The organism is Rhodoferax ferrireducens T118 (genome assembly GCF_000013605.1).
GTDB lineage: Bacteria > Pseudomonadota > Gammaproteobacteria > Burkholderiales > Burkholderiaceae_C > Rhodoferax > Rhodoferax ferrireducens.
This window is the reverse complement of sequence record NC_007908.1, coordinates 429,657-450,075: the sequence shown is the minus strand read 5'-3', so window position 1 is coordinate 450,075 and position 20,419 is coordinate 429,657. Positions and strand designations below refer to the sequence as shown.

Below are 20,419 nucleotides of genomic sequence, written 5' to 3'. Positions count from 1 at the left end.
TATGCCTAAATTTGCAGCCAACCTTTCCATGCTCTACCCCGAGCTCGATTTTCTGGACCGTTTTGCGGCCGCCGCCCAAGACGGCTTCAAGGCGGTCGAATATCTTTTTCCCTATGCCTATAAGAGCCGCGAAATCGCGGCCCGCCTCAGGGCCCATGGCCTGCAGCAGGTGCTGTTCAACGCGCCGCCCGGCGATTGGGATGCCGGCGAGCGCGGCCTGGCGTGCCTGCCCGGGCGCGAAGCCGAGTTCCGTGCCGGTATCGGCAAAGCCCTCGACTACGCAGCCGCACTGGACTGCCCACGCGTTCATGTCATGGCCGGGCTGTTGCCCGCGGGCAGCGAGCGTGCGACGCTGCGCCCCACCTACGTCAGCCAATTGCGCTGGGCCGCGCTGGAGGCGGCCAAGCAAGGGGTGGATGTGCTGATCGAGCCGATCAACACGCGCGACATTCCCGGCTTCTACCTGAACCGCCAGGACGACGCGCACGCGCTGCTGGCCGAGGTGGGCGAGCCCAACCTCAAGGTACAGATGGATCTCTACCACTGCCAGATTGTGGAAGGCGACCTGGCGATGAAAATGCGCCAGTACCTGCCGAGCGGCAACGTCGGCCATGTCCAGATTGCGGGCGTGCCGCAGCGCCATGAGCCCGATCTGGGCGAGCTGAACTACCCCTACCTGTTCTCGGTACTGGACGAATTGGGCTACACCGGCTGGGTCGGCTGTGAGTACCGGCCGCAGGCCGGCATGAAGCCCGGCGGCACGTCGGCTGGACTGGGCTGGCTCAAGCCCTATCTGTGACGCCCGCGTTCAGCTCTTTTTCTGACTGAAGGCTTCGAACGCCTTCGCGTAATCTGGATGCCATCGCGAAAGCGGTGGCCGGTTCTCGACGACATCGCCCGCAGCCCAGAGGATGCGCCGCTCGTCGAGCGAACGAGGCACGTCGTTATCGGGGCAGAGAATGTAGAAGTCGCCGGCCTCCAACCGCTCCATCATGAAGTCGACGGTCTGCTCCGGCGTCCAGGCGCCGGCCGGCTTTTCTGTGCGGCCCTGGGCGGTAAGGTCCGTGAAAACGAAACCTGGAATCAGCAAATGGGCGTTGATCCGACAGTTCGGCGTGTTGCGAAGCTCGTGCTGCAGCGCTTCGGTGAAAGCCTTCAAGCCAGCCTTGGACACGTTATAGGCCGGGTCGCCAGGAGGAGTGGTGATCCCTTGCTTAGACCCTGTGTTGATGACAAGACCGGGGCGTCCGCGCTTGATCATGGCGGGCACGAAGATCTGCGTGCTGTGAATGACGCCCCACAGGTTGACGTCGAGCACCCGCTCCCAGTTGCCGGCCGGCCCGAACATGGCGCTGCCGGGCTGAATGCCAGCGTTGTTCATCAGGATATCCGTGCCGCCAAAGCGATCGCGAACAACCTCCTCCAGTCGGCGCAGGTCTTCGACGCGGCTAACGTCCGTCTCCAAAGTCATCACGTCGTCCGTTCCGCCCGCCGCCAGGAGGACGACCTCTTGGGCAGCGCGGATGAGTCGGTCCGTGCCGAGGTCGGCGATGCAGACGCGAAGTCCGAGCTGCGCCATCCGCTTGGCAGCGGCGAGGCCGATACCGGCAGCGCCGCCAGTGATGACGGCAACGGATCCGGAAGTGAGGGCAGCATGGGTCATTGTCAATTTCTCCTTGTTGAGACGCCGGAAGGGGCGCCGGCTGCACTGCCACCGTCGTTCCGGACCATTTTTCGTAGAGCCACTTGCAGAATTCCAGCACCGATCTGAATCAAATCCATTGAGCTGCAAAAAAGAAGTTGCGGGCACCCCGCCGAGCGGGAAGATCAGGGTATCAATGATGCCCAACCCATGAATACTACCCGGAGCCCGTCGCTTGAATAAATCATTCGAGTGCTGATCGAGCGCTTGATTGGATTACCTCTGACGGTGAAATTAGTCTGACTTCAGGAGGAAATCTCTTCTTGAAGAACCTGTCCCAGTGGGTTCGAGGCAGAAAAAGCGTTTACCACGAAGTCCACGAAGGCGCGCACTCGCGCCGCAGTCTGCAGGCTTTGCGGGTAGACAGCGTGAATATCGGCTCCCGGCGTCTGCCAGTTCGCCAGCACCTGGCGGAGCCGCCCACTGGCCAAATATTTTGCTATATCCCATTCCGCCCGCATGATGAGGCCATGACCTGCAAGCGCCCAGTTGACCGCAATTTCGCCATCGTTGGTGCTCAACGTTCCACGCACTTTGACCGTCTCGGAGCGCTGGCCTGACCTCAGGTGCCAGATGCCATAGGCTTCCTCACCTTGACGAATGCAAATGCAGTTGTGCTGCGCCAGGTCGTTCGGTACCTGGGGTGTACCCTGCCGGGTCAGGTAGGCGGGTGCTGCGCAGATCAGGCGCCGGTTAGAAGCTATGCGCCGCGCGATCATTCGTGCATCGGGTGGCTCACCAAAGCGGATGCAGACATCAAAGGCATCCTCTGTCAGCGACGGCGGATTGACAGTGAGCTGCAGTTGGATCTGCACTTCTGGATAGCGTTTGGCAAAATCAGAAATCAGCGGCGCGATATGGCTGCGGCCAAAGCCCAAGGTGGCGTTCACACGTAACAAGCCTTTGGGGGCGGCAACCGAGTTGGATACCAGCTGCTCCATGTCCCCAATATCGGCGAGGATGCGCCGCGCGTGCTCCAGGTAAACCTCACCTTCGGGCGTGAGACCAATACGACGCGTCGTGCGATTCAGCAACTGCACACCCAGTCGGGCCTCCATCTGGGCCAGCCGCTTGCTCACCGCCGGGGTTGTGATATCCAGCTCGCGCGCAGCGGCAGAGAAGCTGCCGCTGCGCACCAACAGGCTGAAGAAGGCCATTTCAGAAGGTGCGGATGCGGGTGTGGGCATTGTCAAATCAAAGTAAACAATGGTTTAACTTTAAGGCCATCTATTGAATCCTGCAATAGGTAAAGTCCGCCTCAATTGCAGTCATTCAAAGAAACCTGATGAAGACTTACGAAATAGCTTGCATCCCGGGCGACGGAATCGGAAAAGAAATCGTGCCCGCCGGCCAGACCGTGCTGGCGGCACTGGCCGCCAGCCGCAACACGTTCAAGTTTGAGTTTGAGAACTTCGGCTGGGGCGGCGACTGGTACCGCAGGCACGGCGAGATGATGCCGGCGAACGGCCTGGACGCCCTGCGCAACAAAGATGCAATTCTGTTTGGTTCCGCGGGTGACCCGGACATCCTCGATCACATCACACTCTGGGGCCTGCGCCTCAAAATTTGCCAGGGATTTGACCAGTACGCCAACGTGCGCCCAACCCGCATCTTGCCCGGCATCGACGCGCCGCTCAAGCGCTGCACGCCTGAAGACCTGAACTGGGTCATCGTGCGCGAGAACTCCGAGGGCGAATATGCTGGCGTCGGCGGCCGCGTCCACCAGGGACACCCGCTTGAAGTGGCCACCGACTTGTCGGTGATGACCCGCGCCGGTGTCGAGCGCATCATGCGCTACGCCTTCAAGCTGGCTCAGTCCCGTCCGCGCAAGCTGCTGACGGTGGTGACCAAGTCCAACGCCCAACGCCATGCGATGGTGATGTGGGACGAGATCGCGGCGCAAATTTCGAAAGAGTTCCCTGATGTGAAATGGGATAAAGAGCTGGTGGACGCCGCCACAGCGCGCATGGTCAACCGCCCGGCGACGCTTGACACCCTGGTTGCGACCAATTTGCATGCCGACATCCTGAGCGACTTGGCAGCTGCGCTGGCGGGTAGCTTGGGCATCGCACCGACCGGCAACATCGACCCCGAGCGCCGCTATCCCAGCATGTTTGAACCGATCCATGGCTCGGCCTTCGACATCATGGGCAAAGGCCTGGCGAATCCTGTAGGCACGTTCTGGAGCTGCGTGATGCTGCTGGAGCATCTGGGTGAGGAGGCTGCAGCGGCACAGCTGATGGCTGTCATTGAACAAGTGACCGCTGACCCTGCACTGCACACGCGCGACCTGGGCGGCAGTGCCACGACGGCCGAAGTGACGCAGGCCGTCTGTGCCCGCATCGCGGCCTGAGCGTCGCTCCAGTTCGCAGCGGCCATGCGTACTCAATGGAACAATTTCCGGGTAAACACCTATGTTTGGTTTACACCGCATTTGTATGATGACAATATTACTTTAAGAACAGATCTGGCACTCAATAAATTGAGTCGATCAAGAAATGCGATCAAAAACTGTTGTTGAACTCAGGGCAGAAGTCCTTTGACTTTTCGAGTGTGCGTTGCCGTTCACGAGAACGCTACATTGCGAAAAATCTAATGCCTTGCACAAACCATTAGGAGACAAAGTGGACGTTGGATTAACTCAGCCGAACCGAAGGACGGCGCCCTCGCTGGGGCGAACCTTGCTCGACTTATTCCGGGCCAAGGAGATGAGCGTACTTCTTGCTGTCATTTTGGTGGGTGGCGGCATCGCCATGGTGACGCCCTACTTCCTGACAACGGACAATCTGATGGGCGTCTTCCGTTCGTTCTCGCTGACGGCCATCATGTCCATCGGAATGGTCATGGTGATTATCACCGGCGGCATTGACCTCTCCGTCGGCTCCGTGATGGGATTGTCCGGGCTCGTCACCGCCCTGGCCTTTCAGAATGGGTTTTCAACCGTGGTTAGTGTGTCGTGCGGGCTGGGCGTCGGTTTCCTTTTTGGCTTGACGAACGGTTTGCTTGTGACCGCAGGGCGGCTACCCCCGTTCATCGCGACGCTAGGCACGTTGAGCATTGGTCGGGGGCTGATGTACATCGTGACCAAGGGCGTTCCGGCAACCCCCGAGACGCCCGAGGCCTTTAGCGTGATCGGCCAGGGGTATATCGGCAGCGTGCCAGCGCCAGTGATCATCATGCTGGTGCTCGCGCTGATCTTTTCGGTGATCATGACATTCACCACCTTTGGCCGCCATGTTTATGCGACCGGCGGCAACGAGCAGGCTGCGTGGCTGAGCGGCGTCAACACCTCGCGCATCAAGCTCACGGTTTACACGCTGTCAGGCACGATCTCCGCACTGGCCGGCATTGTGGCCTTCTCACGCTATCTATCGGCCGAGCCCGCGTCCGGGTTTGGCGTGGAACTCGACGTTATCGCCGCAGCAGCTATCGGCGGCGCGAGCCTGGCGGGTGGTGTGGGCAGCGTGATGGGCGCCATCCTCGGTGCAGCGCTCACTGGAATCATCGCCAACGGCGTGGTCCTTATGAACATTAATACCTATGCACAGCAGGCCATCACGGGTGCCGTCATCCTGATTGCCGTAAGTATCGACGTGTGGCGTAACGCCAGAAAGGAGCGGTAATTCGGCAAAACGAACCGAAACCTCGCCCAAGCGAACGTGAATTCATGCTTCAAAAAGCATTTATCTTTAACTTGCATACGAAAAGAGACATCATGAAAAAGCTACCACCACTGTTCCAGTTTGCGCTGTTGGCAATACCCCTGACCCTGGCCGTTCAAATGAACGCCACTGCGAAGGACGTCAAAGATCTGAGGATCGCGGTCATCCCGAAGGTTGCTGTGCCATTCTTCGACGACTGCAACAATGGCGCCAAGGCCGCTGCCGATAAGCTCGGCGTGCAGTATCAATGGGTTGTGCCACAGAATACGCAGGGTTCAACTCAAGTTCGCATCCTCGAAGACCTGATCTCCAAGAAGGTGGATGGCATCGCCATCTCGGTCAACGAACCGAAGTCGGTCGAGGCTGCGATCAAGAAGGCTGTCGCCAGCGGCATCAAGGTCGTGACGTTCGACTCGGATTCGGCCAACAGCGGTCGTTCGATGTACATCGGCACCATCAATTCGGCCGCAGGCGAGACGATGGGCGAGTCGATGGCCAAGGCCATCGATGGCGAAGGTGAGGTGGCCATTCTCACCGGTCAGCTTGGCGCTGCGAACCTCAACGAGCGTATCACCGGCATCAAGAAGTCGCTGTCCAAGTACCCGAAGATCAAGGTCGTGGCGACCGAGGGCACGGAGGATGATTTGGCCAAGGCGGTTTCAACGACCGAATCCCTCTTCCGCGGACATCCAGCACTCAAGGGCATCTTCGGTGTGAGCCAGGTCGGCGGACCCGCAGTGTCCAAGGTCATGGCTACCAAAGAGTTTGGCAGCAAGAAAGGTGCTGTGAAAGTCTTTGCATTCGACGACCTGCCTGACACGGTCAAGGGTGTGAAGGAAGGCTACATCCAGGGGATCATGGTTCAGCGCCCCGTCACGATGGGCAAGCTTGCTGTCGAGCACCTGGTCGATCAGATCACCGGCAAAGAGCCAGCACCGAAGGACGTCGATACGGGGGTGAACGTGGTCACCAGCCAAAACCTCGGCTCCTATACCAAGTAACACAATTTGAACCGGGCCTGTGATCGGGCCCGCCTCTTACGGAGCCGCGTGTGGTGCCTTATCTGCAAGTCAAGAACATCTCAAAAACCTTCGCTGGTGTGAAGGCATTGAATCGGGTAAGCCTGCACGTTGCCAGCGGCGAGGTGCTCGCCATTGCGGGGGAAAACGGCGCCGGAAAGAGCACTCTCATGAAAATCATGACGGGTGTCTACCAGCCCGACCCGGGAGGAGAGATATGGATTAACGGCGTCCTAGTGCCGCACTTGACGGGCACGGCCCACGCGCGGCAACTCGGCGTGTGCATCATTTACCAGGAACTTTCGGTCGTCGACAACCTGACCATCGCCGAGAACATCTTCCTCAGCAAGGAGATATCGAACCGGCTGGGGTTCCTCGACAGGCGAGCCATGCATGCCGCCACGCGGCAGCTGCTGGATTCGCTCGACATGCAACTCGACGCCGGCACGCGCGTCGGTGATCTCAGCATCGGTCAAAAGCAGATGGTCGAAATCGCCAAAGCGATTTCGAATCAGTCGAAGATTGTCATCATGGACGAGCCGACGGCGTCCCTCAGCCATCACGAGGCTATGGTGCTGAAAGAGATCATCCGCAAGCTCAGGTCCGAAGGCATCGGCATTATCTACATCACACACCGGCTCGAGGAGATCTTCGATCTCGCCGACCGTGTCACGGTCCTGCGCGACGGCGCCTGCGTCGCCACCTTGCCGGTCGAGCAGCTTGACCGCGCGCGGCTGGTCAAAATGATGGTAGACCGTGAACAAAGTGATCTCTATGGCGACTATCAGTGCCATGCGACGCAAAAGGTCGCGCTGGAGGCCAAGGGCCTGACGCTCAAACACAGGACGGCGCACACAGTATCTGTGCGTGACTGCAGTTTTCGGGTTCATGAAGGTGAAATCCTCGGCTTCTTCGGCTTGGTCGGTGCGGGACGGACCGAACTCATGGAGATGGTCTTCGGACTGCGGCCGTACCATGGCACCATCGAGCTTGGCGGCCAGCCGGTCGCCATCCACAGCCCGCGAGCGGCCATCGACCACGGACTCGGCTTCGTCACCGAGGACCGCAAGTCCGGTGGGCTGGTGCTGGGAATGAACATCCGTGAGAATTTCAGCCTGACGCACCTGGACACCTACTCTACGCTGAGCTTCATCAGCCGCCTGGCAGAGACCTTCGGATGCCAGAAATTCGTATTGCGCCTAGGCATCAAGACGCCGTCGGTTGAGCAGACGGTTGGCAACCTCAGCGGCGGCAACCAGCAGAAAGTCGTCATTGCCAAATGGGTAGCACGCTCGCCGAAGGTGCTTATTGTGGACGAGCCCACGCGCGGCATCGATATTGCGGCAAAAGCCGATGTGCACCGGCTCCTGCAGGAGCTGGCGTCACGCGGTATGGCCGTCATCGTGGTGTCGTCAGACTTGCCGGAAGTCCTCGCGATCAGCGACCGCGTGATCGTCTTGCGCGAGGGCGCCATCACTGCCAAGCTGTCGCGGCAACAAGCCACCCAGCACGTGGTCATGGAAGCCGCGGCCGCTTGATTTTTTTATTTCATTTACAAGGATTTTTCAATGAGAACCGTCGTCGTCGTTCACACCGGACCCGCCACCATACAGCCGATCAAGCAGCAGTTTCAGCAGATATTGCCCGACGTGCGCGTCATCAATATCATGGATGACAGCCTACTCAACGATGTCATGGCGGCAGGCCATCTCACCGAGGCTGTTACAGGGCGCATCTTCTCCTATATGCAACTGGGGCAGCAAATGGGCGCCGTCGCGCTGCTCAATGCCTGCTCGTCGGTGGGCGAGGCGGCCAGCGCTGCCCGTGCGGCCATCTCGATCCCCATCATCAAAATCGACGATACCATGGCCGAGCGCGCCGTCGCGTCGGGGCCGAGGATTGGCGTCGTCGCGACCGTCAAGACGACGCTCGAACCGACGGTTCGCTTGATCAAGGCGAAGGCCGAGGCTGCGGGGAAATCCGTCGCGGTTACGGAGGCATTGGCCGAAGGGGGCTTCCAGGCGCTACTGGACGGTAAGTCCGAGTTGCATGACGAGATCGTCAAGCGCACGATTCAGTCCCTGGCCGGCAAAGTTGATGTCATCGTACTGGCACAGGTGTCGATGGCACGACTGGTCCCCTCACTCACCGACATGAAGGTGCCCGTCCTGTCCTCGCCGCAAAGCGGCGTCGAGGCAGTGCGTGACGCCTTGGCCAGTCGGCACTGAGACGGCTGCAGAATAAATTCAATTCACATAACAAACACACTCACCATCAAAGGAAATGCAATGAAAAAGAACATCATCGTCACCGGCGGCAGCGGCATGGCCGGCAAATGGGTTGTCAAGGACCTGCTCGACCATGGGCACCAGGTCATGAACCTGGACCGCACTGTTCTGCCCAACTCCGCGGCCCGAACCATGATTACCGATCTGACCGATGCCGGCCAGGTCTTCAACGCGCTCTGCAGTACAACGGTACGGCACGAATTCAGCGAATCCATCAAACCGGCGCCCATCGATGCGATCATTCACTTCGCGGCAATTCCGCGGATCATGACGCACCCGGACAACGAGGTTTTTCGCATCAACGTCATGAGCACCTACAACGTACTGGATGCGGCGTCGAAGTACGGGATCAAGAAAGTCATCATCGCCTCCAGCGAAACGACGTACGGCATTGTCTTCGCCGACACCTACCGCATGCCCGAGTACCTGCCGCTAGATGAAGAATACCCTGTTGATCCGATGGACAGCTACGCGATGTCCAAGGTGATCAACGAGGCCACGGCCAAGGCATTCCATGCCCGAACCGGGTCGGATATCTACTGCCTGCGCATCGGCAATGTGATCGACCCGGTGGACTACGCGAAGTTTCCCGAGTATTTCAAGGATCCGGGCTTCCGCCGCCGCATCACCTGGAGCTACATCGACGCCCGCGACCTGGCCACCGCAGCGCGCTTGGGTGTTGACAAGGACGGCCTGGGCTTCCAGGTGATGAACGTTGCGGCCGACGATGTTTCGTCCGACCTGCCGACGGCCGAACTGCTCAAGCGCTTCTATCCGACGGTACCGGTCAAGAAAACCCTCGGCGAGTTCGAGACCCTGCTGAGCAATGAAAAGATCAAGCGCTTGCTGGGCTTCAAGCAACAGTACAACTGGCGCAGTCACGTCAAATGACCGGTTGCCGCTTTCAGTGAGCGCAAGCCCGGCAGATGGGGGGAACGACGCTAGTGGGCAGTCGCATGTGCGAATACACGTCGGCCTTCGGGGCGGCCACGTAATCCAGCCCGTGCTCTCGCTTCCCCGATCAGCCCGGCTGGCAACCAATGTCCACTTTTTCCTGAACGGGCTGGCGTTTGCGACCTGGGGCGTGCATGTACCGACATTCAAGCACCTGCACGGCCTGAGCGAGGCCGAAGTGGCGCTGGCGATGCTTGCGGCCGGGGTGGGCGCACTCGTCGCCGTTCTTTGGGCCGGTGCGCTCGTCGGCCGCTTCGGCGCCCGAGCCGTCTGCGCTGTTTCCGGTCTCATGACCGCCGCAGCGGTCGGCGCACTGCTGCAGCTGCCCAGCTACTGGACGGGCGTCATGGGTCTGTTCGTGTTTGGTGTGGCGAACAGTCTGTTCGATGTCGCCATGAATGCGCATGCGGTAGAGGTCGAGGCCGCCTATGGGCGGCCGATTATGTCGAGCTGTCATGGTTTTTTCAGCTTGGGTGGACTCGGCGGCGCGGCGCTGGCGAGCTTGCTCGCGGTCGCAGGCGTCGCAGCAACCACGCACACTCTATGGGTGGCCATCGGTGCGGCCGCCTTGACCATTGCCGTCGTTCCCGCGATGCTGCCGGACCGCGCGCAGACAAGCGACGAAACGGGCTACAGTTTCATGCGCCCACGCGGTGTCATCGTCCTGCTAGGCGCCATGGCCGCCCTAGGCTTGGTCGCCGAGGGCGCTATGTACGACTGGAGTGTGCTCTACCTGCGCGAGAGCCTGGCGTCGCCGCAAGCCTTGGCGGCACTGGCCTATGCGTCGTTCTCGGTGGCGATGGCCATCGGCCGCTTCGCGGGTGACCGTGCTCGTGCGCGATTGGGTGCCTTAACCCTGCTGAGTGTCGGTGGCACGCTGGCTGCAAGCGCAATGCTGGCGGTTTTGCTAATCGGCCATCCTGTGGCGGCGCTGGCGGGTTTCGCGCTGGTGGGCCTTGGCATCTCGAACGTTGTGCCGGTGCTTTTTTCATGTGCCTCACGGGTGCCCGGTATCTCGCCCGCACACGGCATCTCCGGCGTCGCCAGTTTGGGCTATCTTGGCTTTCTGTCGGGCCCCCCCATCATCGGTGCAGTGGCGCAGGTCGCCACCTTGCCGGTGGCGCTGTGCCTTGTCGCCTTGTTTGCGGCGGCCCTCGCCGTACTTGCACGCCGCGTTTTGCCTATCATGGGTGAACTCGGAACCAGCACAGACGATAAAGCCAGTCGCTCAGTTCCGGTAGGACAGGAACCAAGACAGCACGGCTGAGGTGGCCGCGTCGGGCCGAGGCCTGTACTCGCAACCAACGTTCTCCGCGTCGCGCGCCGAGCCAAGCGAATAGCGGCCCTTGCTCGATTCAACGTTTGCGGCAGCGAGGCTTTGCTCGGTCACACCCAGCCGCCATCGACCACAAAATTCTGTGCCGTACACATGGCGCTGTCGTCTGCCGCCAGAAAAAGCGCCATCCTGGCAATGTGCTCTGCCAATACCGGCTGGTTGATGCACTGGCCACGCGCGATATCAGCGCGAGCTGCGTCATCAACCCAGAGGCGCAGCTGTTTTTCGGTCATCACCCAACCCGGTACCAGTGTGTTGACCCGGATGTTGAATGGACCGAAATCGCGCGCGAGGCTGCGCGTCAGTCCCTGCACGGCAGATTTGGATGTTGTGTAGACTGGCATGCCCCCCTGCTTGAGCATCCAGCTAAGGGAACCGAAATTCACGATGCTGCCGCCACCGGCCTTGCGCATGTCTGGTGCGACGTTGCGAGCAGCAAAGAACTGGTGCTTCAGGTTCACGGCGATGCCTGCATCCCACGTCTCCGAGGTGGTCTCCTCAATGGTGTGGCGGCGATCGTTGGCAGCGTTGTTCAGCAGTGCGTTGATGGGACCAAAGTGCTGGCGCACCTTTTCGATGGCACTCTCCAACGCAGCGATGTCTGTCAGGTCAGCATGAACAAATAGCGGGGCGTGCCGCGCTCCGGCCAGTGCGCTCGCCAGCGTCGATCCTGCCGCGGTGTCGATATCGATAAAGCCGACCTTCGCGCCTTGGGCGGTGAATTGCTCGACAAGGCAGGCACCAATGCTGGTGGCACCTCCTGTAATGAGCACGGTCCGGTCAGTCAGGCTGGGATATTGGGCAAAAACTGTCATGGGGAATTCCTTTGCTGTCGAAAGGCCATCCATAAACGCGCTGGGAATGCGGCTGGACGGGCTTATATAGTTCATCTAGTACGACGAACAGTCAAATTTTAGTTGAATTCAATAGAATGTTCGTCAATAACGGCACAAGCATGCGATTGATTTGTATGACGAATTCTTCACTTTTATGCGAGACCTCTTCAAGTCCATCGCACCCTGTCCTTGCTTCTCAGATGAAGTGGCGGATGTGCGCAAGGACGATATCCGGGACGGGCGGCTGGTGGCGGGGGACAAGTTGCCGACGGAGGTGTCGCTGATAGGGCGGCTTGGGATAAGCCGCTCGCTGACGACCCATCGACAGGTGTTGGCGTTCATCCAAACCGGGCATTCCGCACTGGCGGGTGACCCCCTTGCATGACACCTCCCAGGAAGCGACCATCGGCCATGTGGTCGCCAGAGCCTTGGCCCGGGTCGAACCTTTGTCAAAGCAGGTCCTGGACGGATTAAACTGCGCCGGCTGGGTCGGTTGTGAGTACCCGCCGCAGGTCGGCATGAAGCCGGCGGCGCATCGGCTGGACTGGGCTGGCTCAAGCCCTACCTGTGACGAGCTTGCGTTGCGACCCATGTGAAATTTTCGCCAGTCCACCCAAAATACCAGTCAAGTCAACACAAAGAAAGAAATGATGAACGATTCGACATCCAGCCTGAAGGTCGGCTTTATCGGCGTCGGCATGATGGGCTGCGGCATGGCCAAACATGTGCTGGCCAAGGGCCATCCGGTGGCCTTGCTGATCCGCAAGAAGGCGGATGAGGAGCGCTGCGCCGACCTGCTGACGCACGGCGCACAGCCGCTCAAAACCGCCGCCGAGGTCGCGGCAACAGCCGATGTCATCATCATCTGTGTCACCGGTTCGCCGCAGGTTGAAGAGGTGGTATTTGGCGACACCGGCATCCTGCAGACCCTCAAGCCCGGCTGCGTGGTGGTGGACTGCTCGACCTCGCTGCCCGACTCCACCCGGCGCGTGGCCCAGGCCATTGCGGCCAAAGGGGGCCAATTCCTGGATGCGGCCATGACCGGTACGCCCAAGCATGCCGATGAAGGCAAGCTCAACCTGCTGGTGGGGGGCGACCCGGAGGTGCTGACGAGCGTTCGCCCGGTGTTTGCCTTGTTTGCAGAGAACATCTTTTACTGCGGGGCCGTCAGCGCCGGGCATACCACCAAGCTGCTGCACCAGTTCGTGGTGCTGGGCAACGCCGCCATTTTGGCCGAGGCTTTTTCCTGCGCCAGCAAGACCGGCGTCAATCTGGAGGTGCTGTGCGATGTGATCGCCTCCGGCGGCGCCAACAGCACGGCGTTCCAGCGTTTTCGCCCTTACGTGCTGGAGGGCAACGATCAGCTGTTCCGCTTCTCGCTGGCCAACGCGCACAAAGACATGCACTACTACGCCCAGATGACCGGAGAGGCCCAAGCCGTGTCGCTCATCGGCGACACCGTCCACAATGTGTACACCATGGCGGGCAACCTGGGCTACAAGACAGCGTTCGTGCCGCATTTGCTGAGTAGCTTCAACCGGCTCAACGGATCCAGTTGAGCCGAAACAGCAAGCGTTTGCCCGAGTCTTATTTGAACGGCCGAAAGACAAAGGCCCGCGACACCGGCGGTGTGTCGTTCATGGCCTTCGGGTGTGCCGGCATCGCCTGGTCGCTGCCGCGACGCTCAATGTCTGACTCCTGCTGCGCCCCCATGCGCTGGTCATCGCGCCGACGCTTGCCCGGGTCCGACAAGACGCCATAGGCGAAGTTGATCTGCGCCTGGCGTTCGCTGGCGGCCGCGCTGCCCGGGTTTTTATCAGGGTGATTGCATTGGGCCAAGCAACGGTAAGCGGCCCTGATGACCTGGGCGCTGGCGTGTGGACTGACTTCCAATATCTCGTACAGTGTAGCTTCACATTCCATGGGCGTTCCTGAGCGATACAGGTGCGAACCTGGCTCATCGTCGCACGTGTCGGCGCGACGCATTTGCGTCTTATCAAAAACGCAGAGGCTATCGCTCAATTCAAACGAGCGTTAGCGTTGGTCAAGATCGCGACGCAAGGCACGAAGATAGATGATGACAATGCCGACAAACCCGCTGATGATCAGCGTGTTGCCCAGCGTGTCATGCCAGCCGCCCATCGGAGTCATCAACAGCATGGAGCCGCCGATCACGAGCGCCGCGAAAGCGATGGCACCCGTGAGCCGCTCGAGATTGCGGTTGAAGCGACGTCCCACGGCCTCCAAACCTGGCAGCCGGCCCAGATTGCCTTCGGCGAAGCGCCGCAGGACGCGTCGCGTGTCGCCAGGTGCCTCGGTGACCAGGCGCTCCATTTCGCGTGCCAGCTTCGTGGTCTTATCCTTTATCCGCTCCGGCGAGAAGTGCTGCGCAGTCAGGCGCGAGATCTCCTCGCGAAACGATTCCATGTGGTTGTAGCCCGGGGCGAGCAGGCCGATCATCGACTCCAGGATGGCGAACGCACGCGTCAGCAGGACAAACTCGCCGGGCTTGTGGACTCCGTTGCGGCTACCGGCACGCAGCAGTGCTTCGAACGCACTCCCGATTGAAACATCCTCCAGATTGGTCCTGCGGATTTCATAAAGCACGGCCTTGATGTCCACCAGCAGCGCCACATGATTGACTTTTTCGCTCGCCGGTGCCATTTCCAGATAAGCCTCGGTGGCGGCCCGCGCGTCGCCTTTGACGACGGCTTCGAGAAGAAGTGTCAGCGACTCGCGCATCGGCTCGTCAAGATCGCCGGTATTCCCGAAGTCGAGCAGGGAGAGCCGCCCGTCCGGCAGAACGAAGACATTGCCGGGATGGGGGTCGGCGTGAAACAGCCCCTCTTCGAAGATCGAATGCAGCATCAGCTTGACCAGGGTGTTGACTACCCGCGGCAACGCTTGCGGGTGGGACTTGGCGTAGAGATCGACCCGTTCGCCGGGCGAGTACTCCATCGTCAGCACGGTTTCTCCCGAGCACGAAGCGATGACATCCGGTATCCAGAGATCGGGGACATCTGCCAGCGCGGCGCGAATGAGCACTTCAGTAGCGTCGCCACATGCACCTGGGCGATGGTGGCAGCGGCAAGCGGCGTCTCTCCGAACGCGGAGAAAAACTTGGTCAACGGGGCGCCCAGTTCGGCCTCGACCGTCGCGCGCACCATGTCAATATCCATCGCCGGCAACTGGTCGTGCAGCAACTCCAACTCTTCAATGTAGGCCGTCGGCAGCAGGTCACGCCGCAACGCGAGCACCTGTCCGAATTTGAGAAAGACCAGCCCGAGCTCCTCGAAGGTTTCCCGTAGCTCCTTCGGCGTCGGCTAGTGTCCCCTGCCGAACAGGGCTCCCAGAAACTTGTGCCGGGCGAACACGCGCATGATTTGCATCAGCCGCGGTGCTGCTCGCAACACCTTGCATTTCTTCACGTCGATCAGTGCAGCCATGCGATCCTCCTGACAGTTCTACGCAAAATAGTAATATTCACAGTCGACTTCTTCACAGGGCAGCTGGCGGTGCCATGCAATCGATCATCGTGGGCGCGATGGCCAGTGCGGCGTGACGAAGGTGAGACATGGTGAACTCCAATTGCGAAAGTTAAGGCAACAAGAAAGAAGCGTTCCGGTGTGGCCCAAAACGGCCATCCGAAAGAAGATGCAGGCACACTGCCAAACGGATCAATCCGCGCAGCAGAGGGCCTGCTTAAGAGGGGGTCAAATAGTGAACCGCAAATAGCGGATGGAGACGGGGGGCTCCGACCAGGTCAGACTACCGAATGCCTCCGGCTGAGGGATTGGATCTAGCGCCGGCATCAGCAACCAGGTCAAAAACAGCACTGGGACGATATCCTGGGCGACAAGCGTGTCTGCGTGGTCCTTGACCAGGGTGTCTTGTTCTGCCGCGCAGAAATTCAGGCACGCCAATTTTTCGGGCAACTTGTCGTTCTCGCCAGCTTGAACGTGAGCCTTGGCAAAGTTGTCCAACGCCCGCTCGCGCTCGATAGTCGCCTTGGACATATACCCGGAACGGGTGTGGCCTAAAAACTCGTCCTTTGCAGGGTTGTGCTGCACAAGACAAGCATTCGCAACACCTATTCCCAATGACATCAGCCAGACGAACAACATCACGGCAGCGGTGTACCGTGTTCGTCGCGAGCTGAAGAAATATTTCATGGTCAACAATTTACGGCCTCATCTTGCCGCCGTCCGTGCGCTGGCGCACAGCCGGAGGATTGCATAATGAAACGGCTGAGAAGATCCATGGATCGGGCAAGATGGATTTATAGAATGACAGACCCTGTTTTCTGACACCAATCACAGGGGCGAAAAATCTCTGCCAACATCGCCAAAGACTGAACTGGAAATGTCTGCCATAAATTCGCCAGCATGGCTTGGTACGCTGAGGACTTACGTGGTTTTGGTCACGCTGCTCAATCTTGGCTGGGAAATTTTGCAGTTGCCTCTTTACACGATCTGGTCCACGGGCAGTCATCGCGATATTGTTTTCGCCTTGCTGCATTGCACGGCGGGTGATGTGCTGATTGCTGTGTGTAGTCTGGTCTTTTCCTTGCTCATGGCGGGAAGGCAGGAGTGGCCAGACAGTCGATTCAAGACAATTGCGTTGATCACTATTCAGCTTGGCCTGGGCTATACCGTTTACAGCGAATGGCACAACACGACGGTCACACAAAGTTGGGCCTACTCTGCGGCGATGCCGCGTCTATTGGGCATCGGTTTGGCGCCTGTCGCGCAGTGGCTATTTGTTCCAGGCTTTGTTTTTTGGTGGATATATCGTCGATTGCCTGTTGGACCATCGACACTAATGGATAGTCACTCGTTAAAGTAGAAAATCCCGCCACCAGGGCGGGATTTCAGGTTGGTCACAACAAGCCATCGCGGTTGACTGCATAGCTTAGCTGGCGTATTGCCGCGTGTTCAGCGTGGCACCCATCCAAATTCACACAGACGGATGCATGCTGGGGTGTGCCTCGTTGCACTTTTGACCATTGTCCGAGATCATGAAGTTACCGGTGCGAATGGCTTCAGCCAGCTCGGCTTTCACCTGTTCGCGACTGAGGGTCGCCTGTACCTGTTTGGCGGGATAACGACTCGGGTACAGCTCATTAAGCTTTCGGCTTTGCTCTCCACTAGCAAGCATATCCCCGGTGCGAATGGCTTGGGCCAGCTCGGCTTTCACTTGTTCACGCGTGAGGCTCGCCTGCACCTGTTTGGCGGGATAACGACTCGGGTACAACTCATTCAGCTTCAAGCCACGATTACCGGGGGCCAGCATGTCGCCGGTGCGAATGGCTTCGGCCAACTCGGTTTTCACTTGTGCGCGAGTGACATCGGCGAGGGCCGGGGTGCCAGCGATCAGGCCGGAGGCGAGGACCAGGGTGATGGCTGCAAATTTGGTTTTCATGATGATTCCTTTCAAAGCTTGTTAAACATCTCCGGGCAGGTCGGTCGTCATCGTGTACCGTCTTGTCCACCTTCTATCGCCACATCGCGATATGAGTGAACTATAGAAAGTGGACCCCGACAGGGAGATGACCGGCAAATTACAAACTGGTCAGCAATTCGTCTCAGGGTACGCGCGGCAGTCTGATCGTGAACGTGGTCACTTTGCCGATGGAGGCGACAGTGATCGTGCCGCCATGGGCGACGACGATTGACTTGGTGATGGCCAGGCCCAGGCCGGTGCCTTCAGTGCTGCGCTGTCGCGAGGGATCGACCCGGAAGAAGCGGTCGAAAACACGCTCCAGATGCTCTTGCGCAATGCCGTCGCCCGTGTTTTCCATGCCAATCGAGACCGCGTCCTGATCGGTATGAACACGAACGCGCACCGTGGTGTGGGCGGTCGAATGCCGCACTGCGTTGGACAGCAGGTTGCCCAGTGCGCGGCGCAACATCAACCGGTCTGCGCTCACCTCGCCATCGCCTTCGACCGAGAGCCCCAGCCCCCTTTCTTCGGCCCCCGCATCGTAATAGTCAAACAATGCCAAGACCTCTGCGGCCACATGGAGTGTTTCCCGGCTGGGCACCACCAGACCGTTGTCGGCCTTGGCCAGCAGCAGCATGTCCGAGATCATGCGGGCCATGCGCTCAAACTCCTCGGCGTTGGATTCAAGAATGCTGCGGTACTCGTCTGCGTCGCGTGCCCGTGACAAGACAACCTGGGTTTGCGTCATCAGGTTGCTCACCGGGGTGCGCAACTCGTGCGCAATGTCCGAAGAAAAATCGGAAATCCGATGGAAGGCATCCTCCAGCCGCGCCAGCATATCGTTCAAGGACTGTGCCAGTTCGGCCAGCTCAACCGGCACGGTCTCCACCTGCAATCGATGACTGAGTTGTTGGGCTGTGACCACTTGTGCCTGTTCGCGCATGGCGCGCAGTGGCGCCAGGCCGCGCCGGGCAATTAGCCAGCCCAGCAGGCCCGTCAGAAGCGCAGCGCCGGCGACAAAAAACCACAGTGTCTGCTGGAAAGAGCGCATGAATGCCTGATGATGGGCGATGTCGAGGGCGACCGCCACGACGACCCGCGAGCGTTCGCTGATGCCGGTTGGCAATTCAGCAGCGATACCGCGATAAGTCTGGTCGCCCAGTAGCCAGGTCATGGGGCGATGCGGACTCTGGGCCGCACGGGCGGCCATCATGTCGAACGGGAAATTGGCGTTTGGTGTGGCGTAAAGCAGCGCGTGATTGGGGCCGAAGACGATGAGTTCAAGCCCATGGTGTCCCACCAGCGAGTTGTCCAGCAATTGCGAAATGCGATCCAGGTCGTCCTGCGACTTGAATGTCTTGAGTGCATGGCGGGCCAACTCCATCTTGCCGCTCAGAACTTCCATGTCCTGTTGCTCGAAGTGTTTCTCCACCGAGGTGGCGATGACAAAGCCCAGCGCCAGCAAGACCGCCGACGAAGCGGTCACAAACAGCAGCGCCAGACGTCGGGTGATGGATGTTCTGCCAATCAAGCGCAAGCGGGACTCTCCAGCACGTAGCCCATGCCGCGCACGGTACGAATCAGTTTGGGTTCAAAATTGTCGTCCACCTTGGCGCGCAGGCGTCGCATGGCAACCTCGATCACATTGGTGTCGGAATCGAAATTCATGTCCCACACCTGGGACGCGATCAGTGAGCGAGGCAGCACTTCGTCCTGGCGGCGCAGCAACAACTCCAGCAGGGCAAATTCTTTGGAAGTCAGATCAATGCGTTTGCCGGCGCGGGTGACCCGGCGGCGCAGCAAGTCAAGCTCCAGGTCGGCAGCGCGCAAAAACTCCGTGGACGAACCTTTGCCGCCCCGGCGCAAGAGCGTGCGCACGCGGGCCAGTAATTCAGAAAAGGCAAATGGTTTGACCAGGTAGTCGTCCGCGCCCAGCTCCAGGCCCTTGACGCGGTCATCAACATGGTCGCGCGCGCTCAGAAACAGCACCGGCATGTCCTTGCCCGCTTTGCGGATACCGGCCAGAACCGCCCAACCGTCCATGCCAGGCAGCATCACATCGAGAATCGCCAGATCGTAGTCTTCTGTGAGCGCGTGATGCAGGCCGTCGGTGCCATCTCGCAGCAAATCCACCACAAAGCCAGCCTCGCCCAAACCTTGTTTGAGGTAGTCGCCCGTTTTTGGTTCGTCTTCGACGATGAGAATTTTCATGTCGCCATTTTGCGCTGCCTGCGCGCCAGCGCGCGTCAGATAACAGGAATGTAATCTGGCTGTCAGCTCGCTGATGGGAACGAGCTTGCACACTGCCACAAGTGAAACGCGCTGGAGAAGACCCCCCTCGTCTTTGTTGACGCCCTGTTGCGTGTGCTGCCGCACAGACATCTGCAGGATGCCAACTTAGATTGAACGCTCCATGTTTTACAGGAGAAGATTGATGAAGACCTTGCTTGCTTTGGCAGTTGGTGCACTGGCCCTGTTCACCACCGGTGTCACGTTGGCGCAGAACGGCAACATGATGAATGGTGGCACGTGGGGCACCGGGTGGATGGGTGGCTACGGTGGCATAGGGATGCCAATCCTGCTGCTTGTCGTCATTGTCGCGCTTGTGGTATGGGTCGTCAGGCGGGGCGGCAAGTGACGCCATTGCAGGACTGCCTATGTATCGAATCTCCCTCGCCATTCGCGGTGTCAATCAACCTAACCAGGAGTCTGTCATGACCCATTTCCGATTTATCCCATTGGCCGCTGTCCTCACCAGCGCCGTCTTGCTGGCGGCCTGCAACACAGCGCCGACGACGCCCATGGGCGCATCTGCCAGCAGCATGGCCACCCCCGACCACATGGCCAGGATGGACACGCAGATGAAGACCATGCAGGCCATGCACGACAGAATGATCAATGCCAAGACGCCGCAAGAACGCAGCAAGCTGATGGCCGAGCACATGAAAGCCATGCAGGACGGCATGGCCATGATGGGCGACATGTCCAGCGCTGGCATGGGCGACATGAAAGGCATGCCGGGCATGACTGGCGACATGGGTGCGCACCACAAGATGATGGCCAAACGCATGGAGATGATGCAGATGATGATGCAAATGATGATGGATCGGCAGTCTGCTGACATGCCAATGGCCAAGTAGCTTGACGGGGCAGCTTGATGTGGTGTAAATGTTCAGCAAT

At 59.5% G+C, this 20,419-nt stretch carries 26 protein-coding genes and 1 pseudogene; 16 read left to right on the top strand and 11 right to left on the bottom strand.

Features of this window, described 5'->3' with window-relative positions:
* The first annotated feature begins 1 nt into the window (after position 1).
* Positions 2 to 799 (top strand): 2-oxo-tetronate isomerase, encoded by a 798-nt coding sequence (gene otnI, locus RFER_RS02210; protein WP_011462768.1) that lies wholly within the window; start codon positions 2 to 4, stop codon positions 797 to 799.
* 9 nt (positions 800 to 808) lie between these two features.
* Here the strand turns inward: otnI and RFER_RS02205 are convergent, their stop codons facing one another.
* Complete coding sequence (locus tag RFER_RS02205) at positions 809 to 1,663, bottom strand: SDR family NAD(P)-dependent oxidoreductase (RefSeq protein ID WP_011462767.1); 855 nt, start codon at positions 1,661 to 1,663, stop codon at positions 809 to 811.
* Between the two features lie 284 nt (positions 1,664 to 1,947).
* Positions 1,948 to 2,889 carry a LysR substrate-binding domain-containing protein gene (locus tag RFER_RS02200; RefSeq protein WP_011462766.1) on the bottom strand — a complete coding sequence of 314 codons (942 nt, stop codon included), beginning with the start codon at positions 2,887 to 2,889 and terminating at the stop codon, positions 1,948 to 1,950.
* 98 nt (positions 2,890 to 2,987) lie between these two features.
* On the opposite strand from RFER_RS02200, the gene RFER_RS02195 reads away from it, so the two are divergent.
* The 7 genes from RFER_RS02195 to RFER_RS02165 all read left to right on the top strand — a co-directional run bounded on the left by RFER_RS02195 (position 2,988) and on the right by RFER_RS02165 (position 10,892).
* The gene (locus RFER_RS02195) at positions 2,988 to 4,055 is read left to right on the top strand and encodes a tartrate dehydrogenase (protein WP_011462765.1); all 1,068 of its coding nucleotides are present in this window, start codon (positions 2,988 to 2,990) and stop codon (positions 4,053 to 4,055) included.
* Between the two features lie 355 nt (positions 4,056 to 4,410).
* The gene (locus RFER_RS02190) at positions 4,411 to 5,325 is read left to right on the top strand and encodes an ABC transporter permease (RefSeq protein ID WP_084795418.1); all 915 of its coding nucleotides are present in this window, start codon (positions 4,411 to 4,413) and stop codon (positions 5,323 to 5,325) included.
* Between the two features lie 92 nt (positions 5,326 to 5,417).
* On the top strand, positions 5,418 to 6,365 hold the full coding sequence (locus RFER_RS02185) for a sugar-binding protein (protein ID WP_041790041.1): 948 nt from the start codon (positions 5,418 to 5,420) through the stop codon (positions 6,363 to 6,365).
* A 50-nt stretch (positions 6,366 to 6,415) separates the two neighbouring features.
* Positions 6,416 to 7,921 (top strand): sugar ABC transporter ATP-binding protein, encoded by a 1,506-nt coding sequence (locus RFER_RS02180; RefSeq protein WP_011462762.1) that lies wholly within the window; start codon positions 6,416 to 6,418, stop codon positions 7,919 to 7,921.
* Between the two features lie 30 nt (positions 7,922 to 7,951).
* Positions 7,952 to 8,611 carry an aspartate/glutamate racemase family protein gene (locus RFER_RS02175; protein ID WP_011462761.1) on the top strand — a complete coding sequence of 220 codons (660 nt, stop codon included), beginning with the start codon at positions 7,952 to 7,954 and terminating at the stop codon, positions 8,609 to 8,611.
* A gap of 60 nt (positions 8,612 to 8,671) precedes the next feature.
* Entirely contained in the window at positions 8,672 to 9,562 is an 891-nt protein-coding gene (locus RFER_RS02170) for an NAD-dependent epimerase/dehydratase family protein (RefSeq protein ID WP_011462760.1), read from the top strand.
* Positions 9,563 to 9,674: 112 nt separating this feature from the next.
* Positions 9,675 to 10,892 carry an MFS transporter gene (locus tag RFER_RS02165; RefSeq protein WP_244095784.1) on the top strand — a complete coding sequence of 406 codons (1,218 nt, stop codon included), beginning with the start codon at positions 9,675 to 9,677 and terminating at the stop codon, positions 10,890 to 10,892.
* Between the two features lie 119 nt (positions 10,893 to 11,011).
* Here the strand turns inward: RFER_RS02165 and RFER_RS02160 are convergent, their stop codons facing one another.
* Positions 11,012 to 11,776, bottom strand: a complete 765-nt coding sequence (locus RFER_RS02160) for an SDR family NAD(P)-dependent oxidoreductase (RefSeq protein ID WP_011462758.1) — start codon at positions 11,774 to 11,776, stop codon at positions 11,012 to 11,014.
* 151 nt (positions 11,777 to 11,927) lie between these two features.
* Here RFER_RS02160 and RFER_RS02155 point away from each other — a divergent pair, with 151 nt between their 5' ends.
* From RFER_RS02155 to RFER_RS24815, 4 genes and pseudogenes are all read left to right on the top strand, one after another.
* Positions 11,928 to 12,182: a GntR family transcriptional regulator gene (locus RFER_RS02155; protein WP_041790039.1), complete on the top strand. Its 255-nt coding sequence runs from the start codon at positions 11,928 to 11,930 to the stop codon at positions 12,180 to 12,182.
* On the top strand, positions 12,175 to 12,393 hold the full coding sequence (locus RFER_RS23870; protein ID WP_166485635.1) for a hypothetical protein: 219 nt from the start codon (positions 12,175 to 12,177) through the stop codon (positions 12,391 to 12,393). The genes RFER_RS02155 and RFER_RS23870 overlap by 8 nt, the downstream gene beginning before the upstream one ends.
* A gap of 30 nt (positions 12,394 to 12,423) precedes the next feature.
* Positions 12,424 to 12,948, top strand: a pseudogene (locus RFER_RS24820) (NAD(P)-dependent oxidoreductase); the annotation flags it as partial.
* Positions 12,922 to 13,356: an NAD-binding protein gene (locus RFER_RS24815; RefSeq protein WP_279587715.1), complete on the top strand. Its 435-nt coding sequence runs from the start codon at positions 12,922 to 12,924 to the stop codon at positions 13,354 to 13,356. The pseudogene RFER_RS24820 and the gene RFER_RS24815, both read left to right, overlap by 27 nt.
* 28 nt (positions 13,357 to 13,384) lie before the next feature.
* Here RFER_RS24815 and RFER_RS02145 read toward each other — a convergent pair whose 3' ends face one another.
* From RFER_RS02145 to RFER_RS25060, 3 genes are all read right to left on the bottom strand, one after another.
* Positions 13,385 to 13,720: a J domain-containing protein gene (locus RFER_RS02145; RefSeq protein ID WP_011462756.1), complete on the bottom strand. Its 336-nt coding sequence runs from the start codon at positions 13,718 to 13,720 to the stop codon at positions 13,385 to 13,387.
* A 111-nt stretch (positions 13,721 to 13,831) separates the two neighbouring features.
* Entirely contained in the window at positions 13,832 to 14,842 is a 1,011-nt protein-coding gene (locus RFER_RS02140; protein WP_166485634.1) for an AarF/UbiB family protein, read from the bottom strand.
* The gene (locus RFER_RS25060; protein WP_425057096.1) at positions 14,758 to 14,937 is read right to left on the bottom strand and encodes an AarF/UbiB family protein; all 180 of its coding nucleotides are present in this window, start codon (positions 14,935 to 14,937) and stop codon (positions 14,758 to 14,760) included. The genes RFER_RS02140 and RFER_RS25060 overlap by 85 nt, the downstream gene beginning before the upstream one ends.
* Between RFER_RS25060 and RFER_RS24420 the strand changes: the two genes are divergently transcribed.
* Positions 14,860 to 15,105, top strand: coding sequence for a hypothetical protein (locus RFER_RS24420; RefSeq protein ID WP_244095783.1), 246 nt, complete (start codon positions 14,860 to 14,862; stop codon positions 15,103 to 15,105). The two genes, RFER_RS25060 and RFER_RS24420, sit on opposite strands and share 78 nt — an antisense overlap.
* A 15-nt stretch (positions 15,106 to 15,120) precedes the next feature.
* Here RFER_RS24420 and RFER_RS24810 read toward each other — a convergent pair whose 3' ends face one another.
* Positions 15,121 to 15,243 (bottom strand): hypothetical protein, encoded by a 123-nt coding sequence (locus tag RFER_RS24810; protein ID WP_279587694.1) that lies wholly within the window; start codon positions 15,241 to 15,243, stop codon positions 15,121 to 15,123.
* Between the two features lie 267 nt (positions 15,244 to 15,510).
* A complete protein-coding gene (locus tag RFER_RS02130; RefSeq protein ID WP_011462753.1) occupies positions 15,511 to 15,969 on the bottom strand; it encodes a hypothetical protein in 459 nt (152 codons plus the stop codon).
* Between the two features lie 190 nt (positions 15,970 to 16,159).
* On the opposite strand from RFER_RS02130, the gene RFER_RS02125 reads away from it, so the two are divergent.
* Complete coding sequence (locus RFER_RS02125; RefSeq protein ID WP_011462752.1) at positions 16,160 to 16,642, top strand: hypothetical protein; 483 nt, start codon at positions 16,160 to 16,162, stop codon at positions 16,640 to 16,642.
* A 111-nt stretch (positions 16,643 to 16,753) separates the two neighbouring features.
* Here RFER_RS02125 and RFER_RS02120 read toward each other — a convergent pair whose 3' ends face one another.
* The 3 genes from RFER_RS02120 to RFER_RS02110 all read right to left on the bottom strand — a co-directional run bounded on the left by RFER_RS02120 (position 16,754) and on the right by RFER_RS02110 (position 19,450).
* The gene (locus RFER_RS02120) at positions 16,754 to 17,218 is read right to left on the bottom strand and encodes a DUF4148 domain-containing protein (RefSeq protein ID WP_011462751.1); all 465 of its coding nucleotides are present in this window, start codon (positions 17,216 to 17,218) and stop codon (positions 16,754 to 16,756) included.
* A 163-nt stretch (positions 17,219 to 17,381) separates the two neighbouring features.
* On the bottom strand, positions 17,382 to 18,776 hold the full coding sequence (locus RFER_RS02115; protein ID WP_041790033.1) for a heavy metal sensor histidine kinase: 1,395 nt from the start codon (positions 18,774 to 18,776) through the stop codon (positions 17,382 to 17,384).
* Positions 18,767 to 19,450 carry a heavy metal response regulator transcription factor gene (locus RFER_RS02110; RefSeq protein WP_011462749.1) on the bottom strand — a complete coding sequence of 228 codons (684 nt, stop codon included), beginning with the start codon at positions 19,448 to 19,450 and terminating at the stop codon, positions 18,767 to 18,769. The genes RFER_RS02115 and RFER_RS02110 overlap by 10 nt, the downstream gene beginning before the upstream one ends.
* 223 nt (positions 19,451 to 19,673) lie before the next feature.
* On the opposite strand from RFER_RS02110, the gene RFER_RS02105 reads away from it, so the two are divergent.
* Positions 19,674 to 19,877: a hypothetical protein gene (locus tag RFER_RS02105; protein ID WP_041790031.1), complete on the top strand. Its 204-nt coding sequence runs from the start codon at positions 19,674 to 19,676 to the stop codon at positions 19,875 to 19,877.
* Positions 19,878 to 19,953: 76 nt separating this feature from the next.
* The gene (locus RFER_RS02100; RefSeq protein ID WP_041791273.1) at positions 19,954 to 20,379 is read left to right on the top strand and encodes a hypothetical protein; all 426 of its coding nucleotides are present in this window, start codon (positions 19,954 to 19,956) and stop codon (positions 20,377 to 20,379) included.
* Positions 20,380 to 20,419 lie beyond the last annotated feature (40 nt).